This is a genomic window from Frondihabitans sp. 762G35, from assembly GCF_002074055.1.
Taxonomy (GTDB): Bacteria; Actinomycetota; Actinomycetes; order Actinomycetales; family Microbacteriaceae; genus Frondihabitans.
The window spans coordinates 1,739,119-1,756,174 of record NZ_CP014619.1; the positions used below are offsets into that span (position 1 = coordinate 1,739,119).

A 17,056-nucleotide genomic window follows, 5' to 3' on the forward strand; every position below is an offset into this window, starting at 1 on the left:
TCCGCGCCGCGTGACCCGGGCGAAGTCGGCCCGTCTCAGGCGGGCGTCGTCACTCGCTGCGCACCGGAGCCGGGATCGCGGTGAGGCCCTTCCGGAGGCTCTCCTCGGTGGCGGCGAGGCAGACGCGGATCCAGCCCTCGCCGGTCCGCCCGAAGGCGCTGCCCGGAGCCACGGCGACGCGCTTCTCGACGAGGAAGTCCTCCGCCCAGCGCGCGACGTCGCCGCGGGAGACGTGGGACACGTCGATCCAGAGGTAGAAGGCGCCCTCGGGCTCGAGGTAGGACAGCCCGCGCTCGTCGAGGAGGGCGATCGCGAATTCGAGGTTCTCCTGGTAGTGGGCACGGGCGTCGGCCACGGGTTGGTGGTCGCCGACGACGGCGGCGAGGGCGGCGTACTGGTCGGGCTCCGCCACGCAGCTGATCTGGGCCTCCTGCACGGTGCGCATCGTCTCGGCGAGCCCGCGGGGAACGACGAGATAGCCGACCCGGACACCCGTCATGGCGTACGTCTTGCTCAGGGAGAAGACGCTGAAGACGCGGTCGTCGTCGTCGAGCGACGCGAGGCTCGTGTGCGCCGCCCCGTAGGTGAAGTACTCGTAGACCTCGTCGCTGATGACCCAGAGGTCGTGCCTCTTCGCGAAGGCGAGGAGGTCGCGGAGGACCTCCTCGCTGAAGACGGAGCCGAGGGGGTTGCTCGGGGAGTTGACGACGAGGGCTCGCGTCCGGTCGGTCACGAGGTTCTCGAGCTCGTCGAAATCGGGCTGGAAGCCGCGCGACGGGCTGAGCGCGTAGGGGACGGGGCGGGCGTCCATCATGTGGGCGTTCATGGTGAAGGTCGTGTAACCGGGATCGGGAACCAGGATCTCGTCTCCCGCGGCCAGGAGCAGCCCCATCGCCTGGTGCAGCGCCTGCGTCGCCCCGACCGTGACCCAGACCTGCTCGACGTCGACGTGGACGTCGTTCTCCCGCGCCAGCTTGTGGACGAGGGCCTCTCGCAGCGGCAGGATGCCCCCGTTGGGCGTGTAGCCCGTCCGGTCGTCGGCCCACGCTCGCCGGGCCGCGTCGATGATGTGCCGCGCGACGGGGACGTCGGGCTCGCCCACGCAGAGGAACGTCACGTCGTCGAGACGCATCGCCATCTCGAAGACACGGCGGATGCCGGAGGCGGGCACGGACGTCATGTGCGGAGCGAGCGAGGGCATGCGGCGACGGTACTACGACCCGCCGACACGCCCCGCGACGGCCTGGACCTCTCGCGGACACACCCGGCCCGTCCGATTGAGTGTCGGGGTCGCTCCTGGTAACGTTGACCCTTGGCTTCCGCTGCCGCTTCCCCGCTGCGCAGCGAATCGCAGCCGAGTTCGCTTCGGCGATCGGGTCCGCCCTCTACGGATCAGGTCGGCTGCGTACACAGAATCGCACTCCGGTAGACGCCTACCGGGGTCACTCGTCCAGACAGAGAAGGTACAACCAAGTGGCAAACATCAAGTCGCAGATCAAGCGCATCGGCACCAACAAGAAGTCGCAGGAGCGCAACAAGGCCGTCAAGAGCGAGCTCAAGACCGCCATCCGCTCCACGCACGCGGCCATCGCCGCCGCCGACAAGGACGCGGCCGTCGCCGCCCTCACCGTCGCGACGAAGAAGCTCGACAAGGCCGTCAGCAAGGGTGTCATCCACCAGAACCAGGCTGCGAACCGCAAGTCGTCCATCGCCAAGCAGGTCGGCGCTCTCTAGAGAGTCACCCGCCTCGCCGAAGGCCCCGCACCCCTCGAGGGAGCGGGGCCTTCGTCATCCCCGGCCGTGCGTCATCTGCCGGCCGTGAGGCGAGCAGGGTCGCCCGTCACCGCGGTAGACGGCCCCGCGCGCTGATGACGGACACCATCCGCTCCAGCGCGTAGACGGCGTCGCGCTCCCGGCCCTTCACGGCGGCGTCGGTGGTCGCGAGCAGGTCGATGGAGGTGCCGAGCCCGTCGTCGGTCCAGCCCGCGAGGTCTCGCCGGGCCCGGTCGACCTGCCACGGCGCGAGTCCGAACTGCGAGGCGAGCTGACCCGAGCCGCCGCGCGCCCCGCTGATCTTCGCCATGGTGCGGATCTTGCTCGCGAACGCGGCGACGATGGGCACCGGGTCGGCGCCGGAGGCGAGGGCGTGGCGCAGCAGGATCAGGGCCTCGCCCTGCCGACCGGCGATCGCGGCGTCGGCGACCTTGAACGCGTTCGTCTCGACGCGACCCGAGTAGTACTTCTCGACGGTCGCCTCCGTGATCTCCGCCGCGGAATCGGCGAGGAGCTGCTGGCACGCGGACGCCAGCTCGGAGAGGTCGTCCTGGAACGCCTGGACGAGCGCTCGGAGAGCACCCGCGGAGATCCGTCGACCCTCGGCCGCGAACTCGGCCGCGGCGAAGTCGAGCTTCTCGGTGTCTTTCTTGAGCTCCGCGCAGACGACCTCGATGCCGCCTCCCAGACCTCCGCGGAGGGCGTCGAGGAGCTTCTTGCCGCGGACTCCCCCGGCGTGGCGGAGGACGACGTACGCGCCGTCGGCCGGCGCCCGGAGGTAGTCGAGGATCTCCGTGAGGAAGGCGTCGGTGCACTTCTCGACGGCCGAGACGCGCAGGAGTCGCGGCTCGGCGAAGAGCGACGGGCTCGCGAGCGTGATGAGCTCACCCGGAGAGTAGTGGTCGGCCTCGACGTCGTTGACCTCGAGGCTCGGATCCTCGGCCGTGAGCTGATCGCGGAGCTGGCGGACGGCGCGGTCGGCGAGGAACTGCTCGGGACCCGACACGAGGACGACGGGGGCGGGCCGGATGCGATCCCACGCGAGCTGGTCGATCTTGACGGCGGCCTTCTTGGCCCCCGTCGTCCTGCCCGTGTCGCGCTGAGCCACGTTTCTCCTCCGGCGGCGTTCCCGGTGAGCCGACCGGGTTCCACTTTAGGTGCAGCCGCCGACGCTCGCGGCCCGTCGTGCCAGACGTCCAGCCCTCCGTCGCGACCGACGCCGACCGCGACGGTGCCGTCCGTGTCGGATCGCAGGATCGACGCGCCGAGTCGCCCGAGCATCGTCAGCGTCTGCGCCGTCGGGTGCCCGTAGCTGTTGTCCGCCCCGACGCCGACGAGCGCCAGACGCGGTCGGAGGGCTTCGTAGAGCCGAGGGCTCTGGTCGCGCGACCCGTGGTGGGACACCTTGACCACGTCGACCTCGCCGAGCCCCTCCCGCCCCGCGAGCCGTTGCTGAGCGCGCGCGCCGAGGTCGCCGAGGAGGACCGACGTCAGGCACCGTTCGGTTGCTCGCGGGCACGACACCCGGACGACCACGCTGGCGTCGTTGCCGGGTGCGGCCGCGGGTGGCGGCCAGAGCAGCTCGAGGTCGACCGCGCCGAGCGGCAGCACCGTGCCGATCGTCGCCTCGGAGACCTCCGCTCCCGCCGCCTCGAAGCCTCTGACCAGACGTTCGTCGCCGCGTCCGTCCGTCGGCCCGACGACCACCGAGCCGACGCGCCCGGCGAGGACGGGCGCGGCACCGACGTGATCGCGATCGAAGTGCGTGAGGACGAGGACGTCGATCCGCTCGACTCCCACGAGCGACAGACAGGCCTCGAGGAGCTCCCGGTCGTCCCCCGTGTCGACGAGAGCCACCTCCTCACCGGATCGGACCAGGACCGCGTCGCCCTGCCCGACGTCGCACTGGACGAGCTGCCAGTCGCGCGGCAGCGCGAGCCGTCGGCCCACCTCGCGCCCGGTCGTCACGGACACCAGGGGCAGCGCGAGGGCGAGGAGTGCCGCGACGGCGACCCGGCGGCTCCTGCGGTGCGGAGTCGTCAGCACGACGCCCGCGACCGCGACGACGAGGAGTGCCGCGACCGCGACCGCGAGGCCGCCGTCGCCCCAGGCGAGCGTCGACAGCGGCGCCCGAGCGAAGAAGCGCGCCACCGCGGCGATCCACGCGGACGGCACCCACGCCACGGCCGCCACGATCTGCGCGGCGCCGGGCCAGACGGGCTGCAGGAGGCACGCCGCCAGCCCGAGGACGGTCGCCACCGGTGCGGCCGGTTCGGCGAGGACGTTCGCCACGACGCTGTGCACCGGCACCGTCGGCGAGAGAGTCAGGAGCAGCGGCTGGCACGCCAGCTGTGCGGCCAGGGGCACGGCGAGCCCCGTGGCGAGCGGATCCGGCAGGATGCGCGCGAGCAGTCGGGTCAGCGGTCTCGTCAGGACGACCAGGCCCGCCGTGGCGAGGACGGAGAGGGCGAACGAGTAGCTGCGCGCCAGCCACGGGTCTCCGACGAGGAGCAGGGCGACGGCGAGAGCGACGAGCGGGAGCCCCCGGACGGGTCGGCCGCAGGCGATCAGGACGAGCGCCGCCCCGGCCATCACCGCGGCCCGCATCACGCTCGGCTCGGGTGTCACGAGCACCACGAAGAGCACCAGGGCGACCCCGGCCGCCGCCAACCGCGCGAGTCGGGCGAGCCGCGCCAGACCCGTCACGGCCAGAACGAGGGCGACGACGACGGCGCAGTTGGCCCCGGAGACGGCGGTGAGGTGGCTCAGCCCGGTCGCGGTCATCGCCGCGTCGAGCGACTCGTCGACGGCGGACGTGTCGCCGATGCTGAGCCCGGGCAGGAGCGCACCGCCGTCTCCCGGAAGGTGCGCCGCCACGGCGGAGAAGGCGGCTCGCAGCTCGCCCGCCCACCCGACGACCCCTCCGGCCCGTTCCAGGATCGCCACGGTCGTGGTCGCCCGACCGAGATGAACCACGTCTCCCCCGGAGTCGGCGGGACGGAGCGTCGCCTCGACCCGGACGCGATCGCCGGCCCGGGGCACGTCGTCGAACGTCGCCTCGAAGAGCAGGATGGGTACCGCACCGCCGCCGAGGACCGACTCTCCCCCGAGGGTCGCCGCCCTGTCGACCCGGAGTCTCAGTCGATCGGCCCCCGTGTCGCCCCCGGCGGTCGCCGTGCCCTCGAGCACCAGGGTGCGCCCGGACCGCGCGGAGTCCGACAAAGCGGCCGGGTCGCGCTCGGCGAGCCGCGACGCCCCGACTCCCGACGCCGTCGAGACGATCGCCAGGCCGAGCCCGACGAGCACGAGAGCGGCGACGAGGCGCGTCGACCCGCCGGATGCCACCCGCCGGCCGAGGAGCACCGCGGCGACCAGGGCGGCAGCCGCCGCGGCGCCCGCCCCCAGGCCGAGCGTCGGCAGGCTCGCAGGATGCGGGAGCGCGAGCACGAGCGCCAGCCACGCCATCGCGCAGGGCCCGGCGAGCCGGAGGTCGATCACGCCGGTGCTCGTCAGCGGACGGCGACGGCGTCACGCAGCGCGTCGAGCTTCTTCTCGCCGATGCCGGGGACGTCGAGGAGGTCGTCGACCGACTCGAACCTCCCGTGTTCGTCCCTCCAGGCGAGGATGGCCTCCGCGGTGGCCGGCCCGACACCGCGGAGGGTCTCGAGAGCCGCCGCGTCGGCGGCGTTGAGGTCGACCGGGCCGGAGACGGTATGCGCCCCCGTGCCCGCGGCGGCGGGCGACCCCGGTGCCGGCGCCGGCGGTGCCTCCCCGACCGCCGTCACCACGATCTGCTCGCCGTCGACGACGGGTCGAGCCAGGTTCAGGGCACCCTGATCGGCCGATTCCGCGAAGCCGCCGGCCGCCTCCACGACCGTGACGGCCCGGGATCCTGCGGGCACCTCGTAGAGACCGGGCGAGGCGACACGGCCGACGATGTGCACGAAGACGGTCGCGGAGGCCGTCGGCGCAGACGTCGGCGAGGGTGTCGGAGCGCCGGAGAGGCGCCCCGAGTGCCCGGACGAGGGCGGGCGGACCTCCTGAAGGGCGGAGCTCCCCCGCGCGCTCGATGCGGCGGAGAGGGCGATGCCGATCGCGAGGAGCACGAGGACGGCCACGACGCCGGCCCCGGCACCGAGCCGCCACCGGGGCGCGGAGCCGGGCTGACGGAAGTCGGGGCCGGGACGACGGAGATGGGCCGAGGCCCGCCCACCCGAGCCGGGCCGTCCGTCGTCGGGCGGTCCGTCGTCGGGCCGTCGGTCGCCCGGCCTGAGGTCGCCCGGCCGCCGGTAGTCGGGCAGCGGTGGAGTGGTCGCGGTGTCGGGGCGTGGTGTCGGCATCCCACGACGGTAGGGTTCGCCGGCCCGCCGCTTCCGCGTCGACAGGTGCCGCTGGGGAGAACAGGGGGGCCACCGCTCCTGTGGGGGAACGGTGCGCCCACCCGGTCACTTCACGGCGATGTTCACCAGTCGCGGCGCGCGCACGATGACGTTCACGATCGCCTTGTCGCCCACGGCCCGCACGACGGCGGCCGAGGCGCGGGCGAGCGCCTCCAGCTCGTCGGACGAGATCTTCGGGGACACCTCGATCCGGTCGCGGACCTTGCCGTTGACCTGAACGATCGCGGTCACGCTCGTCTCGACGAGGAGCGTCGGGTCGGGCTTCCGCCAGCCGAACGTGGCGACGTCGGACTCGTAGCCGAGCAGCTCCCACATCTCGGAGGCCGTGTAGGGCGAGAAGAGCGAGAGGACGAGGGCGACGGTCTCGGTGGCCTCGCGGACGGCCGGGTCCGCGGCTCCTGCGCCCGAGTCGATGACCTTGCGGGTCGTGTTGACGAGCTCCATCAGACGGGCCACGACGACGTTGAACTTGAACGCCTCGGTCAGGCCGGGCGCCTCCGACAGGAGCCGGTGGGTGGCGCGGCGGAGGGCCTGGTCGCCGTCGGCCCAGACGACGTCGGGCGACGAGGTGACGTCCTTCGCGAGGCGGTAGGCCCGGGCCAGGAACTTCGCGGCACCGGCGGGCGAGACGTCCTCCCAGTTGATGTCGTCCTCCGGAGGGCCGGCGAACGCCATCGTCAGGCGGATTGCGTCGACGCCGTGCTGCGCGAGCTCCGACGAGAGGTCGACGCCGCCCTTGCTCTTCGACATCTTCGAGCCGCCGGAAAGCACCATGCCCTGGTTGAGCAGAGCGCTGAACGGCTCGGTGAAGGAGACGTAGCCGAGGTCGAAGAGCACCTTCGTGATGAACCGCGCGTAGAGCAGGTGCAGGATCGCGTGCTCCACTCCGCCCACGTACTGGTCGACGGGAGCCCACTTGTCGGCCTCCGCGGGGTCGAAGGCGCGGGTGTCGTCGTTCGGGTTCATGTAGCGCAGGTAGTACCAGGACGAGTCGACGAAGGTGTCCATGGTGTCCGGGTCGCGGAGCGCGGGCGAGCCGTCGCGGGGGTCGGGGACGTTCACCCAGTCGGTGGCCGCACCGAGGGGCGACGACCCCTTCGGCTTCAGGTCGAGGCCCTCGGTGGAGGGCAGCGCGACGGGGAGCTGGTCTTCCGGCACCGGGATCTCGGCACCGTCGGCGCCGTGGATGATCGGGATCGGCGTGCCCCAGAAGCGCTGGCGCGAGATGAGCCAGTCGCGCAGGCGGTAGGTCTTCGCCGCGCGGCCGTCTCCTGTCGACTCGAGCTTCTCGATGATGCGCTTGATGGCGTTGGCCTTGCTGAGGCCCGTGAACGGGCCCGAGTTGAGGAGTCGCCCCTCGCCCGTGAGCGCCTCGCCGGTGATGGCCGGGTCGGACGGCGGGAGGTCGTCGGGCAGGATCGCCACGCCGTCCTCGTCGAGCTCGAGGGCGGGGATCACCCCGGTGACCGGCGCGTTGACGTCGACGACGACGCGGACGGGGAGGTCGAAGCGCCTCGCGAAGTCGAGGTCGCGCTGGTCGTGCGCGGGGACGGCCATGACGGCGCCGTGGCCGTAGTCGGCGAGGACGTAGTCGGCGGCCCAGATCGGGATCCGCTCCCCCGTGATCGGGTTCGTCGCGTAGCGGTTGAGGAAGACGCCCGTCTTCTCGCGGTCGGCGGTCTGGCGCTCGATCTCGCTCGACTTCTGGACGGCCGTGAGGTAATCCTGGAACCGGGCTCGCACGACCGGGTCGTCCTGACCGGCGACCAGCTCGGCGGCGAGGTCGGAGTCCGGGGCGACCACCATGAAGGTGACGCCGTAGAGGGTGTCGGGGCGCGTCGTGAAGACGGTGATGCGCTCGGCGCGACCCTCGACGGTGAACTCCACGTCGGCCCCCTGGGAGCGGCCGATCCAGTTGCGCTGCATCGCGAGGACCTTGGGCGGCCAGGAGCCCTCGAGCTGGTTGAGGTCGTCGAGGAGGCGGTCGGCGTACTCCGTGATCTTGAAGTACCACTGCGTCAGCTTCTTCTTGACGACGACGGCGCCGGAGCGGTCGGAGGTGCCGTCGGCGAGGACCTGCTCGTTCGCGAGGACGGTCTGGTCGACCGGGTCCCAGTTGACCCAGCTGTCCTTCCGGTAGGCCAGCCCCTTCTCGTACATCTTGAGGAACAGCCACTGGTTCCACTTGTAGTACTCGGGGTCGGAGGTGTGGATCTCGCGCGTCCAGTCGACGGCGATGCCGTAGGCCTTCATCGACTCGCGCTGCTGGTCGATGTTCTGATACGTCCACACGCTGGGGTCCACGCCCCGCTTGATGGCCGCGTTCTCGGCGGGGAGCCCGAAGCTGTCCCAGCCGACGGGGTGCAACACCTGGAAGCCCTGCTGCCACCAGTAGCGAGCCACGACGTCGCCGAAGGCGAAGGCCTCGGCGTGCCCCATGTGCAGGTCGCCCGAGGGGTAGGAGAACATGTCCATCACGTACTTGCGCGGGCGCTTGTCGGCGGGGTCGTCGATGGTGAAGGGCTGCTTCTCGTCCCAGACGGCCTGCCACTTGGCCTGGATCGCGGCGAAGTCGTAGGACGGTGCATCCGGGGTCCGTGCCTCGCCGGTGCTCGGGTCGGCCGGAGGAGTCTGCTCGTGCTCGTGTGCCACGGATGTCTCGATTCGCGTCGGGAGAGCGGGTGCGGCGGCTCGCGGCCGAGACCGTGCCGAGCGACCCGAAGAGGGCGGGGCCAGTCGTTCTGGCGCCCCGAGGATCTAGATTAGCGACTCCCCGGCGACGGCGACGACGAGCCGGGGTCGCCCACGCCCAGCACGGCGAGCAGCGCTCGCGCCTTGGTCCGCACCTCGGCCAGTTCGTCGGCCGGCACCGACGCGCTCGTGATGCCGCCGCCGACGCCCACGGTGGCGCGCCGCGTCTCGGCGTCCAGCACGATGGAACGGATGACGACCGCGAGGTCGACCGTCCCGTCGAAGCCGAGCCTCCCCACAGCTCCCGAGTAGAGGCCCCGCGCGCCCGCCTCCCAGTCGGACAGCAGCCTGACGGCGCGGTGCTTGGGAGCGCCCGTCATCGAGCCCGGCGGGAACGTCGCCACGACCGCGTCGACCCCGGACGCGCCGGGGCGCAGCCGGCTGGTGACCGTGCTGACGAGCTGGTGCACGTGCTCGTAGCCGCGCACGGCGAACAGCTCGGACACGCCGACGGAGCCGGCCACCGAGATCCTGCTGAGGTCGTTCCGCATGAGGTCGACGATCATGAGGTTCTCGGCGCGCTCCTTCTCGCTGGTGCGGAGCCCTTCGCGGAGGCGCTCGTCGCTCGCAGGATCCGCGCCCCGCGGCCTCGTCCCCTTGATCGGCGCGCTGGTGACGATCCCGTCGCCGTCGACCGTCAGGAACGTCTCCGGGGACGCGCCGAGGAGCGAGACCCTGCCGATCCGGACGAACGACGCCCGCGGCGCCGGCGACGACCGCCGGAGGCGCCGGTAGACCTCGAGGTCCGTCTCCGCGACGGGGCCGACGGACACCGACGTCGTGAGGCAGAAGACGGAGGCCTCCCCGGCGCGGATCGCCTCGCGGCAGCGGTCGACCAGGGCCAGGTAGGCCCCGTCGCCGTCCGCCCAGGTGGCTTCCCGCCGCGGCGGCGGGAGCGGGGACGGTTCGGCGGCCGTGACCGGGTCGCGCGTCCAGTACTCGCGGACGACGTCGAGCCACGCCTCCTGCGTCCCCGAGGTGACGGCCTCGACCGTTCCGCGGTCGTGGTCGAAGACGAGGGCGCGGTCGACGCGGAGGAACGCCAGGTCGGGGTGGCGGGGGTCGCCGAGCGCATCGGCCCAGGCTCCGTCGCCCGGCTGGAGCAGTTCGGCGGCGGCTCCGTACCCGAGGACGCCCCACCAGCCCAGCGGCTCCTGCACTCCCGATGCCTCGGTCGTCTCGCGTCGCAGCCGGTCGAGGGCGGGGGCGATCCCCCGGGCGTCGCGCACCGACGCCGTGAGTCTCTCGGAGCCCCACCCGACGAGGGACCGCCCGGGATGCCCCTCCCGCGGCGTCGCCCCGGCGCCGTCGGCCTCCACGCCCGCGTCGAACCAGACGACGTCGCCCGTCGCTCCGAGCGCCAGGACGACGCGCTCGGGCTCTCTCCAGCCGTCGAGCAGGATCCGGGTGGCGGGCTCACGCATAGGGTTGATCGTATGAGTGCGGCGAGGAATTGGGTCTGGTCCGATGGTTCGCTCGCGCGTGTCGACGCGGCGGAGGAGGGTGTCGCTCCGGCGGAACGCGTCCTCGTCAGCGATTCCTGGGTCGCCGACGGCGGTCGGACGCTGGCTCTCGACGTGCACCGCGACCGCTTCCTCGCGTCGGTCGAGGCAGCCGATCCGGGCCTCGTCGGGGAGGCGACCGCTTTCTGGGAGGCCGCCGTCGCGGTGGTCCCGGCCGCAGGATCCTGGTGGCCCCGCTTCGACCTCGTCGACGCCGCCGCAGCGCGCGCGCCCTTCTTCCGCGCCGCCGTGCGGCCCGCCCCCGAGCGACGCCTCGCCGCGCGCCTCGTCACGGCCTCGCACGATCCGCGGCGGTCGCCCCTGACCAAGGGCCCGGACCTCGAGGCCCTCCTGGCGCTGCGGGCCGAGGCGCACGAGCGAGGGGCGGACGAGGCGGTGATCCTCTCCCCCGAGGGTCTCGTCGTCGAGGGGAACTACGCGTCGATCGTCTGGTGGAGCGGCGACGCCCTGTGCGTCGTGGCCGACGAGCTGCCCCGCCTGCCCGGCGTCACGGAGCGCTCTCTGGTGACGCTGGCGACGGCCCTGGGTGTGGAGGTCCGCCGCGAGGTCGTCGCGCCCGAGGACCTCGACGGCGTGGAGGTCTGGATCCTCAACGCGCTCCACGGAGCGCGTATCGCGACGGCGTGGGAGGGCGGGCCCGCTCTCGCCGAGGAGCCGGGACGACTGCGCACGTGGCGCTCGCGGCTCGCACGGCTGGCGCGGCCTCTCCCCGAGGCTGCGACGCGCTGACCGCGCCGCCCCTCAGGCGAGTGGGCCGGACGGCCCCCGGCGTCGGCGGATCAGGCCGGTGAGGACGCGCTGTCGCGGACGACGCGACCCTTCTCGATCCGGATCCGCCGCGTCACGAGGGAGTCGTCGACGGGCACGTGCGAGATGAGCACGACGGTCGTCTCGGCGGTCGAGGCCGCCCGGAGGACGTCGCGCAGGAGGTCGTCGGCGAGGTCGGCGTCGACACCCGCCGCGGGTTCGTCGAGCACCAGCACCGGGAAGCCGCGCAGCAGGGCTCGTGCCAGAGCGATCCGCTGCGCCTGACCTCCGGAGACGAGCGTCCCCCGCTCGCCCAGTCGGGCCTCGAGGCCGCCGCGCTCCCGGAGCCACGGTCCGAGGCCGACGCGCTCGAGGACGTCGAGGAGCTCGTCGTCGGTCGCCGTGTCGCGCGCGAAGAGGAGGTTCTGCCGGACGTTCTCGTCGAACAGGTAGGGCGTCTGCTCGAGCAGGCCGATCGCTCCGCGGACGCTCTCGGGGTCGAGGGTGCGCACGGGCCGGCCGGCGAGCTCGAACTCGCCCCGGTGGTCGAGGAACCGCACGAGGACCGCGGCGAGGGTCGACTTCCCGGCTCCGCTGGGGCCGTCGACGACGAGCCGTTCGCCCACCCGCACGGTGAGGTCGACGTCGCGGAGCGCCGCCCCCGCGGCTCCCGGCCACGATGCGGACAGCCTCCGGAGGCGGAACAGGATCTCGCCCGGACCCGGAACGTCGACGGCCTGGGGCACGGCGTCGTCGTCGGACCGGTCGTCGATGACGACCTCGGACGCGACGACCACGGGGGCGGCGGAATCGACGCGCTCCGCGCTGGCGCGCACGCGCCTCCAGGCGAGGACGGCGACGGGGACCGCGCCGACCACCTCGAAGACGGCCAGCGGCACGAGGGCGACGAGCGCGAAGGCGGGGCCGGTGAGCGCGTGGCCGACCGACGACGACGTCGCCGCGACGATCGCGAGCACGGTGCCGCCGGAGACGAGCGACAGGAGCGCCGCGACGAGGCCGGCGGTGGACGCGCGTCGGAGGGTCGCGCGCCGGAGGTCGTCGTCGAGCGCGCTCACACGATCGAGCTGGCCCCCGACGGCGTCGAAGGCGACGAGGACGTCGAGGTTCTGCAGCGTGTCGAGGACGGCGGCGGACAGGAGACCCCGCCGTCGGGCAAGCGTCTCCTCCGTCCGCCGGGCGAGGCGATCGGCCGTGAGGCAGCCCACGGCGAAAGCCACGACGAGCGCCGCGAGCAGGATGCCGGCGGCGACGGGCGACACGACGGCGACTCCGACGACGGCGGCGAGAGCCGTGACGGCCGAGACCGCGAGCGGCTGGACGACGCGCAGCGGGAGATCCTGCAGAGCGTCGACGTCGGAGACGAGCCGGGAGAGGAGGTCGCCCCGGGAGGAGCCGCCGAGGCCGGCGGGCGCGATCCGGACGAGGCGGCGGTAGAGCGTCGTCCGCACGACGGCGAGCTGGCGGAACGCCGCGTCGTGACTCGCGAGACGGTCGAGGTAGCGGAAGAAAGCCCGGGTCAGCGCGAACAGGCGGACGGACACGATGGCGATCGACAGGAAGAGGATGGGCGGCTGCTCCGCCGCCCGCGTGATGAGGAAGGCCGACGCCGCGAGGAGGGCGACTCCCGACAGCGCGCTGACGGCCCCGGCCGCGATCCCGCGCCAGGAGCGGGCGAGGGGCGGTTGGGCGGTGCGCAGGAGCGACGGCGTCACGGGGTCGCCCCGCTCGGAACCCGCTGGGCGGTCAGCGTCACCACGCGGTCGGCGGCGTCGCGGACGCCGGGCCGGTGGGTCACGACGAGCACAGCTACGCCCCCCGCCGCGATGCGCGCCAGACCGTCGACGAGCTCCCGCTCGGTCTCGAGGTCGAGAGCGGAGGTCGGTTCGTCGACGAGGAGGAGCCGCACGTCGCGCCGTCGGATCCGGTAGAGGGCCCTGGCCAGGGCGACGCGCTGCGCCTGCCCGCCCGAGAGGCCCGTGCCTCCTGCGCCCAGCTCGATGCCCGGATCGATGTCGCGGCCGCCCGCCGTCGTGAGCGCCTCGATGACCTGGTCGAGGTCGATCTCGTCTCCGAGGGCGACGTTCGCGGCCACGGAGCCGGACATCAGGCCGGGCTGCTGCCCCGACCAGGCCGTCTCCGCCCGGGTCGGTGTGCCGCCGCCGTCGCGCCAGCGGGCGCTCCCGCCGTGCGGGACCACGCCGAGCAGCGCGGCCACGAGCGACGACTTGCCCGAGCCGCTCGGGCCCGTCACGGCGGTCACCCGGCCGGTGGGCAGCTCGAAGCTGATGGGCCCGGTGGCGCGGAGACCGCCGTAGTCGACGGTCAGGTCGCGGACGACGAGGACGTCCGGGTCAGTGGGTGCCGCGGAGGCGGCGCGGGCGGTCGGCGACGACGCGCTCGACGAGACGGCCGTCGCAGCGGGGGCGGGCGACGCGGCCGCGTCGTCGTCGAGCACCTCGAAGACCTCGTCGGCGGCGGCGACGCCCTCGGAGGCCGCGTGGAAGTTCGCGCCGACCTGGCGGAGCGGCAGGTACGCCTCCGGGGTCAGCAGGAGGAGGAAGAGCCCCAGCGGGAGCGCCAGCGATCCCTCCACGAGCCGGATCCCGATGGCGACGGCGACGAGGGCGACCGACAGCGAGGCGGCCATCTCGAGGGCGAAGCCGCTGAGGAACGACACCTGGAGCACCTTCATGGTCTGCACCCGGTAGTCGTCGGTCAGGGTGCCGATCCGTCGGATCTGCCGACGCTCGCGTCCGAACACCTTCAGCGTCGACAGCCCGTTGACCGCGTCGAGGAAGGCGGACGCCAGCGCCGCGAGGCGATCCCACTGACGGGCCTGGGCGGCCCGAGTGGTCCAGCCGATGAGGATCATGAAGAGCGGGATGAGCGGCAGCGTGACGAGGACGATGACGCCGGACAGGGGATCCTGCGTGAAGAGGACGACGAGGAGGAGCGGCGTCGCCAGCGCCGTCAGGATGAGCTGCGGGAGATAGCGGGCGAAGTAGTCGTCGAGCGCGTCGAGGCCCGGACCGATCAGGATCGCGAGCCTCGCGGAGTTGCGCTCGGCGAGCCACGCGTGCCCGCGGCGGACCACGGTCTCGACCACCCGGCTCCGCAGCTGGCTCTTCACGCGCGCCGCGGTGCGCGCCGCCACGGCCTCGAGGGTCCAGCCGACCAGCGACCGGGCGACGAGGACGAGCGCCAGGGCCGCGAGGACCCCTGGGAGGTCGGCCGTCCGTCCGTCCACCGCGTAGACCACGGCCCGCGACACCAGTGCGGCGAACGCGACGGTGAGGGCGGTCTGCAGGAGCCCCAGCCCGGCGCCGGCCACGAGGAAGGTCCTGGCCGCGGACGCGTAGCGGAGCAGTCGCGGGTCGAGAGGCTTCACCGGGCCCTCTCCCCCGCGGGTCGCCGCATCAGTGCGCGCCGACGGGGACGATCCCCCGGGTGATGCGCTTCCGGAAGATCCAGTAGGTGAACCCCTGGTACGCCAGGATCAGGGGCACGAAGACGAGCGCGATCCAGCTCATGACGCTCAGCGTATACGTCCCGCTCGCCGCGTTCGCCACCGTCATCGTGTTGGCGGGGTCGTTCGTGGCCGGGAGGACGTTCGGGAAGAGCGCGGCGAAGAGGCTCGCGACGACCACCGCGATGGTCGTGGCCATGAAGGCGAAAGCGACGCCCTCGCGACCCCGGAGGTTCGCGACGTACGCCACGACGAGCGTGACCACGGCCACGGCCGACAGGGCGATCGAGACCGGACGACCGTGGGCGACGCTGGTGGCGAGGAGGAACGCGCCGCCGACCACGATCGTCGCGACACCGGCCCGCGCCGCGAGCCTGCGGGCCCGGACGCGGATGTCGCCGTCGGTCTTCAGCGAGACGAAGATCGCGCCGTGCGTGAAGAACAGCAGCAGCGTCGCCAGGCCGCCCACGATCGAGTAGGCGTTGAAGAGGTCGGCGAAGCTGCCGATGTAGTCGAAGTTCGCATCGAGGGCCATGCCGCGCACGAGATTGGCGAAGATGAGCCCCCAGAAGAACGCGGGGACGACCGAGCCGATGAAGATCATCCGGTCGAAGGTGCGCTTCCACCGGTGCTCCGGGCGCTGATGGCGGTACTCGAACGAGACGCCGCGCAGGATGAGGGCCAGCAGGATGAAGAGCATCGGCAGGTAGAACCCGCTGAAGACGGTCGCGTACCACTCCGGGAACGCGGCGAACAGCGCGGCTCCGGCGACGATCACCCAGGTCTCGTTGAGATCCCAGACCGGGCCGATCGTGTTGATGAGGACTCTGCGGTCGGTGTCGTCGCGGGCGAGGAACGGCATCGACATGCCGACCCCGAAGTCGAAGCCGTCGAGGACGAAGTAGCCCGTGAAGAACAGGCCGATCAGGAGGAACCAGACGTCGGGCAGGGTCATCAGTACACCGTCGCTTCGTGGCGGAGTTCGCCGGTCGTCTCGTCGATCTCGGTCGGTTCGTCGGGGCCCTTCTGGGCGGCCCGCAGGATGAGGCGGAACTCGACGACCGCGAGCGTCGCGTAGATCGCGGTGAACGCCAGGAGCGAGAGGAGGACCTCGACCCCGGTCGTCCCGGGCGAGACGCCCGCGCTGGTCTTGAGGAGGCCGAAGACGAGCCAGGGCTGCCTGCCCATCTCCGTGAAGACCCAGCCGATGACCATCGCGGCCAGCGGGAGCGGGAAGCTCCACGTCGCGGCGCGCCACACCCAGCGGTTCCGCGGGAGCCGTCCGCCGCGCGTGATCCAGAGGCCGACGACCGAGAGGAGGATCGCGACCATGCCGAGGCCCATCATCCAGCGGAACGACCAGTAGGTGATCCAGATGATCGGCGAGTAGTCGCCGGGGCCGTAGGCGGAGACGTACTGGGCCTGCAGGTTGTCGATGCCCTCGACGGTCCCGTCGAAGGTGTGCGTCGACAGGAACGACAGGAGGTACGGCACGCGGATGCTGAAGATCTCGCTCGAGCCGTTCGGAGTCCCGAGGCTGAACACCGAGAAGGAGGCGTCGAACCCCGTGGAGGTCTTGTAGAGCGCCTCGGCCGCGGCCATCTTCATCGGCTGCGTCTCGACCATGGCCAGGCCGAGCTGGTCGCCGGAGAGGAGGGTCAGGGCTCCTGCCGCGACCATCATCCAGAGGCCGAACCGGAGCGCCGGGCGCATCGTGTCGAGGTGCTGGTTGCGGTGGAGGTGCCAGGCCGCGACCGCGATGATCACGGCCGCGGAGACCATGAAGCAGGCGAACAGGGTGTGCGGGAACGCGGCGAGGGCGACCTTGTTGGTGAGGACGGCCCAGAGGTCGGTGAGCTCGGCCCGGCCTTTCGCCTGGTTGATGACGAAACCGACCGGGTGCTGCATGAAGGAGTTCGCGGCGATGATGAAGTAGGCGCTCGCGATGCTGCCGACGGTGGCGCCCCAGATCGCGGCGAGGTGGAGCCGCTCCGGCACCTTGCCCCAGCCGAAGATCCACACCCCGAGGAACGTCGCCTCCAGGAAGAACGCGAGGAGTCCCTCCAGGGCGAGGGGCGCGCCGAACACGTCGCCGACGAAGCGGGAGTACTCCGACCAGTTCATGCCGAACTGGAACTCCTGGACGATGCCGGTGACGACGCCCATGGCGAAGTTGATGAGGAAGATCCTCCCGAAGAACTTCGTCAGCTGGAGGTGGTGGGCGCGACCCGTGCGGTGCCACGCCGTCTGGAACACCGCGACCGTGAAGCCCATCCCGATCGTCAGGGGGACGAACAGGAAGTGGTAGACGGTGGTGAGGCCGAACTGCCACCGGGAGAGCAGCAGCGGGTCGAGGAGGGCGTTCATCGGATGCT

Annotated in this window: 11 protein-coding genes and 1 pseudogene; 2 read left to right on the forward strand and 10 right to left on the reverse strand. The window is 72.4% G+C overall.

Features of this window, described 5'->3' with window-relative positions; translation table 11 throughout:
• Nucleotides 1–49: 49 nt before the first annotated feature.
• Complete coding sequence (locus tag AS850_RS08375) at nucleotides 50–1,201, reverse strand: pyridoxal phosphate-dependent aminotransferase (protein ID WP_119868700.1); 1,152 nt, start codon at nucleotides 1,199–1,201, stop codon at nucleotides 50–52.
• A gap of 272 nt (nucleotides 1,202–1,473) precedes the next feature.
• Between AS850_RS08375 and rpsT the strand changes: the two genes are divergently transcribed.
• Nucleotides 1,474–1,734 carry a 30S ribosomal protein S20 gene (rpsT, locus tag AS850_RS08380; RefSeq protein ID WP_119868701.1) on the forward strand — a complete coding sequence of 87 codons (261 nt, stop codon included), beginning with the start codon at nucleotides 1,474–1,476 and terminating at the stop codon, nucleotides 1,732–1,734.
• 106 nt (nucleotides 1,735–1,840) lie between these two features.
• On the opposite strand, the gene holA is transcribed toward rpsT, so the two are convergent.
• The 5 genes and pseudogenes from holA to AS850_RS08410 form a co-directional block, all read right to left on the reverse strand.
• Nucleotides 1,841–2,881 (reverse strand): DNA polymerase III subunit delta, encoded by a 1,041-nt coding sequence (gene holA / locus AS850_RS08385; protein WP_119868702.1) that lies wholly within the window; start codon nucleotides 2,879–2,881, stop codon nucleotides 1,841–1,843.
• A 464-nt stretch (nucleotides 2,882–3,345) separates the two neighbouring features.
• Nucleotides 3,346–5,238: pseudogene (locus tag AS850_RS17050) on the reverse strand (ComEC/Rec2 family competence protein); the annotation flags it as partial.
• A 44-nt stretch (nucleotides 5,239–5,282) separates the two neighbouring features.
• Nucleotides 5,283–6,113 carry a helix-hairpin-helix domain-containing protein gene (locus AS850_RS08400; RefSeq protein WP_119868704.1) on the reverse strand — a complete coding sequence of 277 codons (831 nt, stop codon included), beginning with the start codon at nucleotides 6,111–6,113 and terminating at the stop codon, nucleotides 5,283–5,285.
• A gap of 105 nt (nucleotides 6,114–6,218) precedes the next feature.
• Complete coding sequence (gene leuS / locus AS850_RS08405) at nucleotides 6,219–8,825, reverse strand: leucine--tRNA ligase (RefSeq protein WP_119868705.1); 2,607 nt, start codon at nucleotides 8,823–8,825, stop codon at nucleotides 6,219–6,221.
• Nucleotides 8,826–8,935: 110 nt separating this feature from the next.
• The gene (locus AS850_RS08410) at nucleotides 8,936–10,348 is read right to left on the reverse strand and encodes an anthranilate synthase component I family protein (protein WP_119868706.1); all 1,413 of its coding nucleotides are present in this window, start codon (nucleotides 10,346–10,348) and stop codon (nucleotides 8,936–8,938) included.
• 12 nt (nucleotides 10,349–10,360) lie between these two features.
• Here AS850_RS08410 and AS850_RS08415 point away from each other — a divergent pair, with 12 nt between their 5' ends.
• Entirely contained in the window at nucleotides 10,361–11,176 is an 816-nt protein-coding gene (locus tag AS850_RS08415) for an aminotransferase class IV (protein ID WP_119868707.1), read from the forward strand.
• A 50-nt stretch (nucleotides 11,177–11,226) separates the two neighbouring features.
• Here AS850_RS08415 and cydC read toward each other — a convergent pair whose 3' ends face one another.
• The 4 genes from cydC to AS850_RS08435 are packed head-to-tail and all read right to left on the reverse strand — an operon-like array spanning nucleotide 11,227 to nucleotide 17,048.
• The gene (cydC, locus tag AS850_RS08420) at nucleotides 11,227–12,927 is read right to left on the reverse strand and encodes a thiol reductant ABC exporter subunit CydC (RefSeq protein WP_119868708.1); all 1,701 of its coding nucleotides are present in this window, start codon (nucleotides 12,925–12,927) and stop codon (nucleotides 11,227–11,229) included.
• Complete coding sequence (gene cydD / locus AS850_RS08425) at nucleotides 12,924–14,603, reverse strand: thiol reductant ABC exporter subunit CydD (protein ID WP_119868709.1); 1,680 nt, start codon at nucleotides 14,601–14,603, stop codon at nucleotides 12,924–12,926. Before cydD ends, cydC begins: the two co-directional genes overlap by 4 nt.
• A gap of 28 nt (nucleotides 14,604–14,631) precedes the next feature.
• Nucleotides 14,632–15,636, reverse strand: a complete 1,005-nt coding sequence (gene cydB, locus AS850_RS08430) for a cytochrome d ubiquinol oxidase subunit II (protein ID WP_119868710.1) — start codon at nucleotides 15,634–15,636, stop codon at nucleotides 14,632–14,634.
• A complete protein-coding gene (locus AS850_RS08435; protein ID WP_119868711.1) occupies nucleotides 15,636–17,048 on the reverse strand; it encodes a cytochrome ubiquinol oxidase subunit I in 1,413 nt (470 codons plus the stop codon). Before AS850_RS08435 ends, cydB begins: the two co-directional genes overlap by 1 nt.
• Nucleotides 17,049–17,056: the final 8 nt, after the last annotated feature.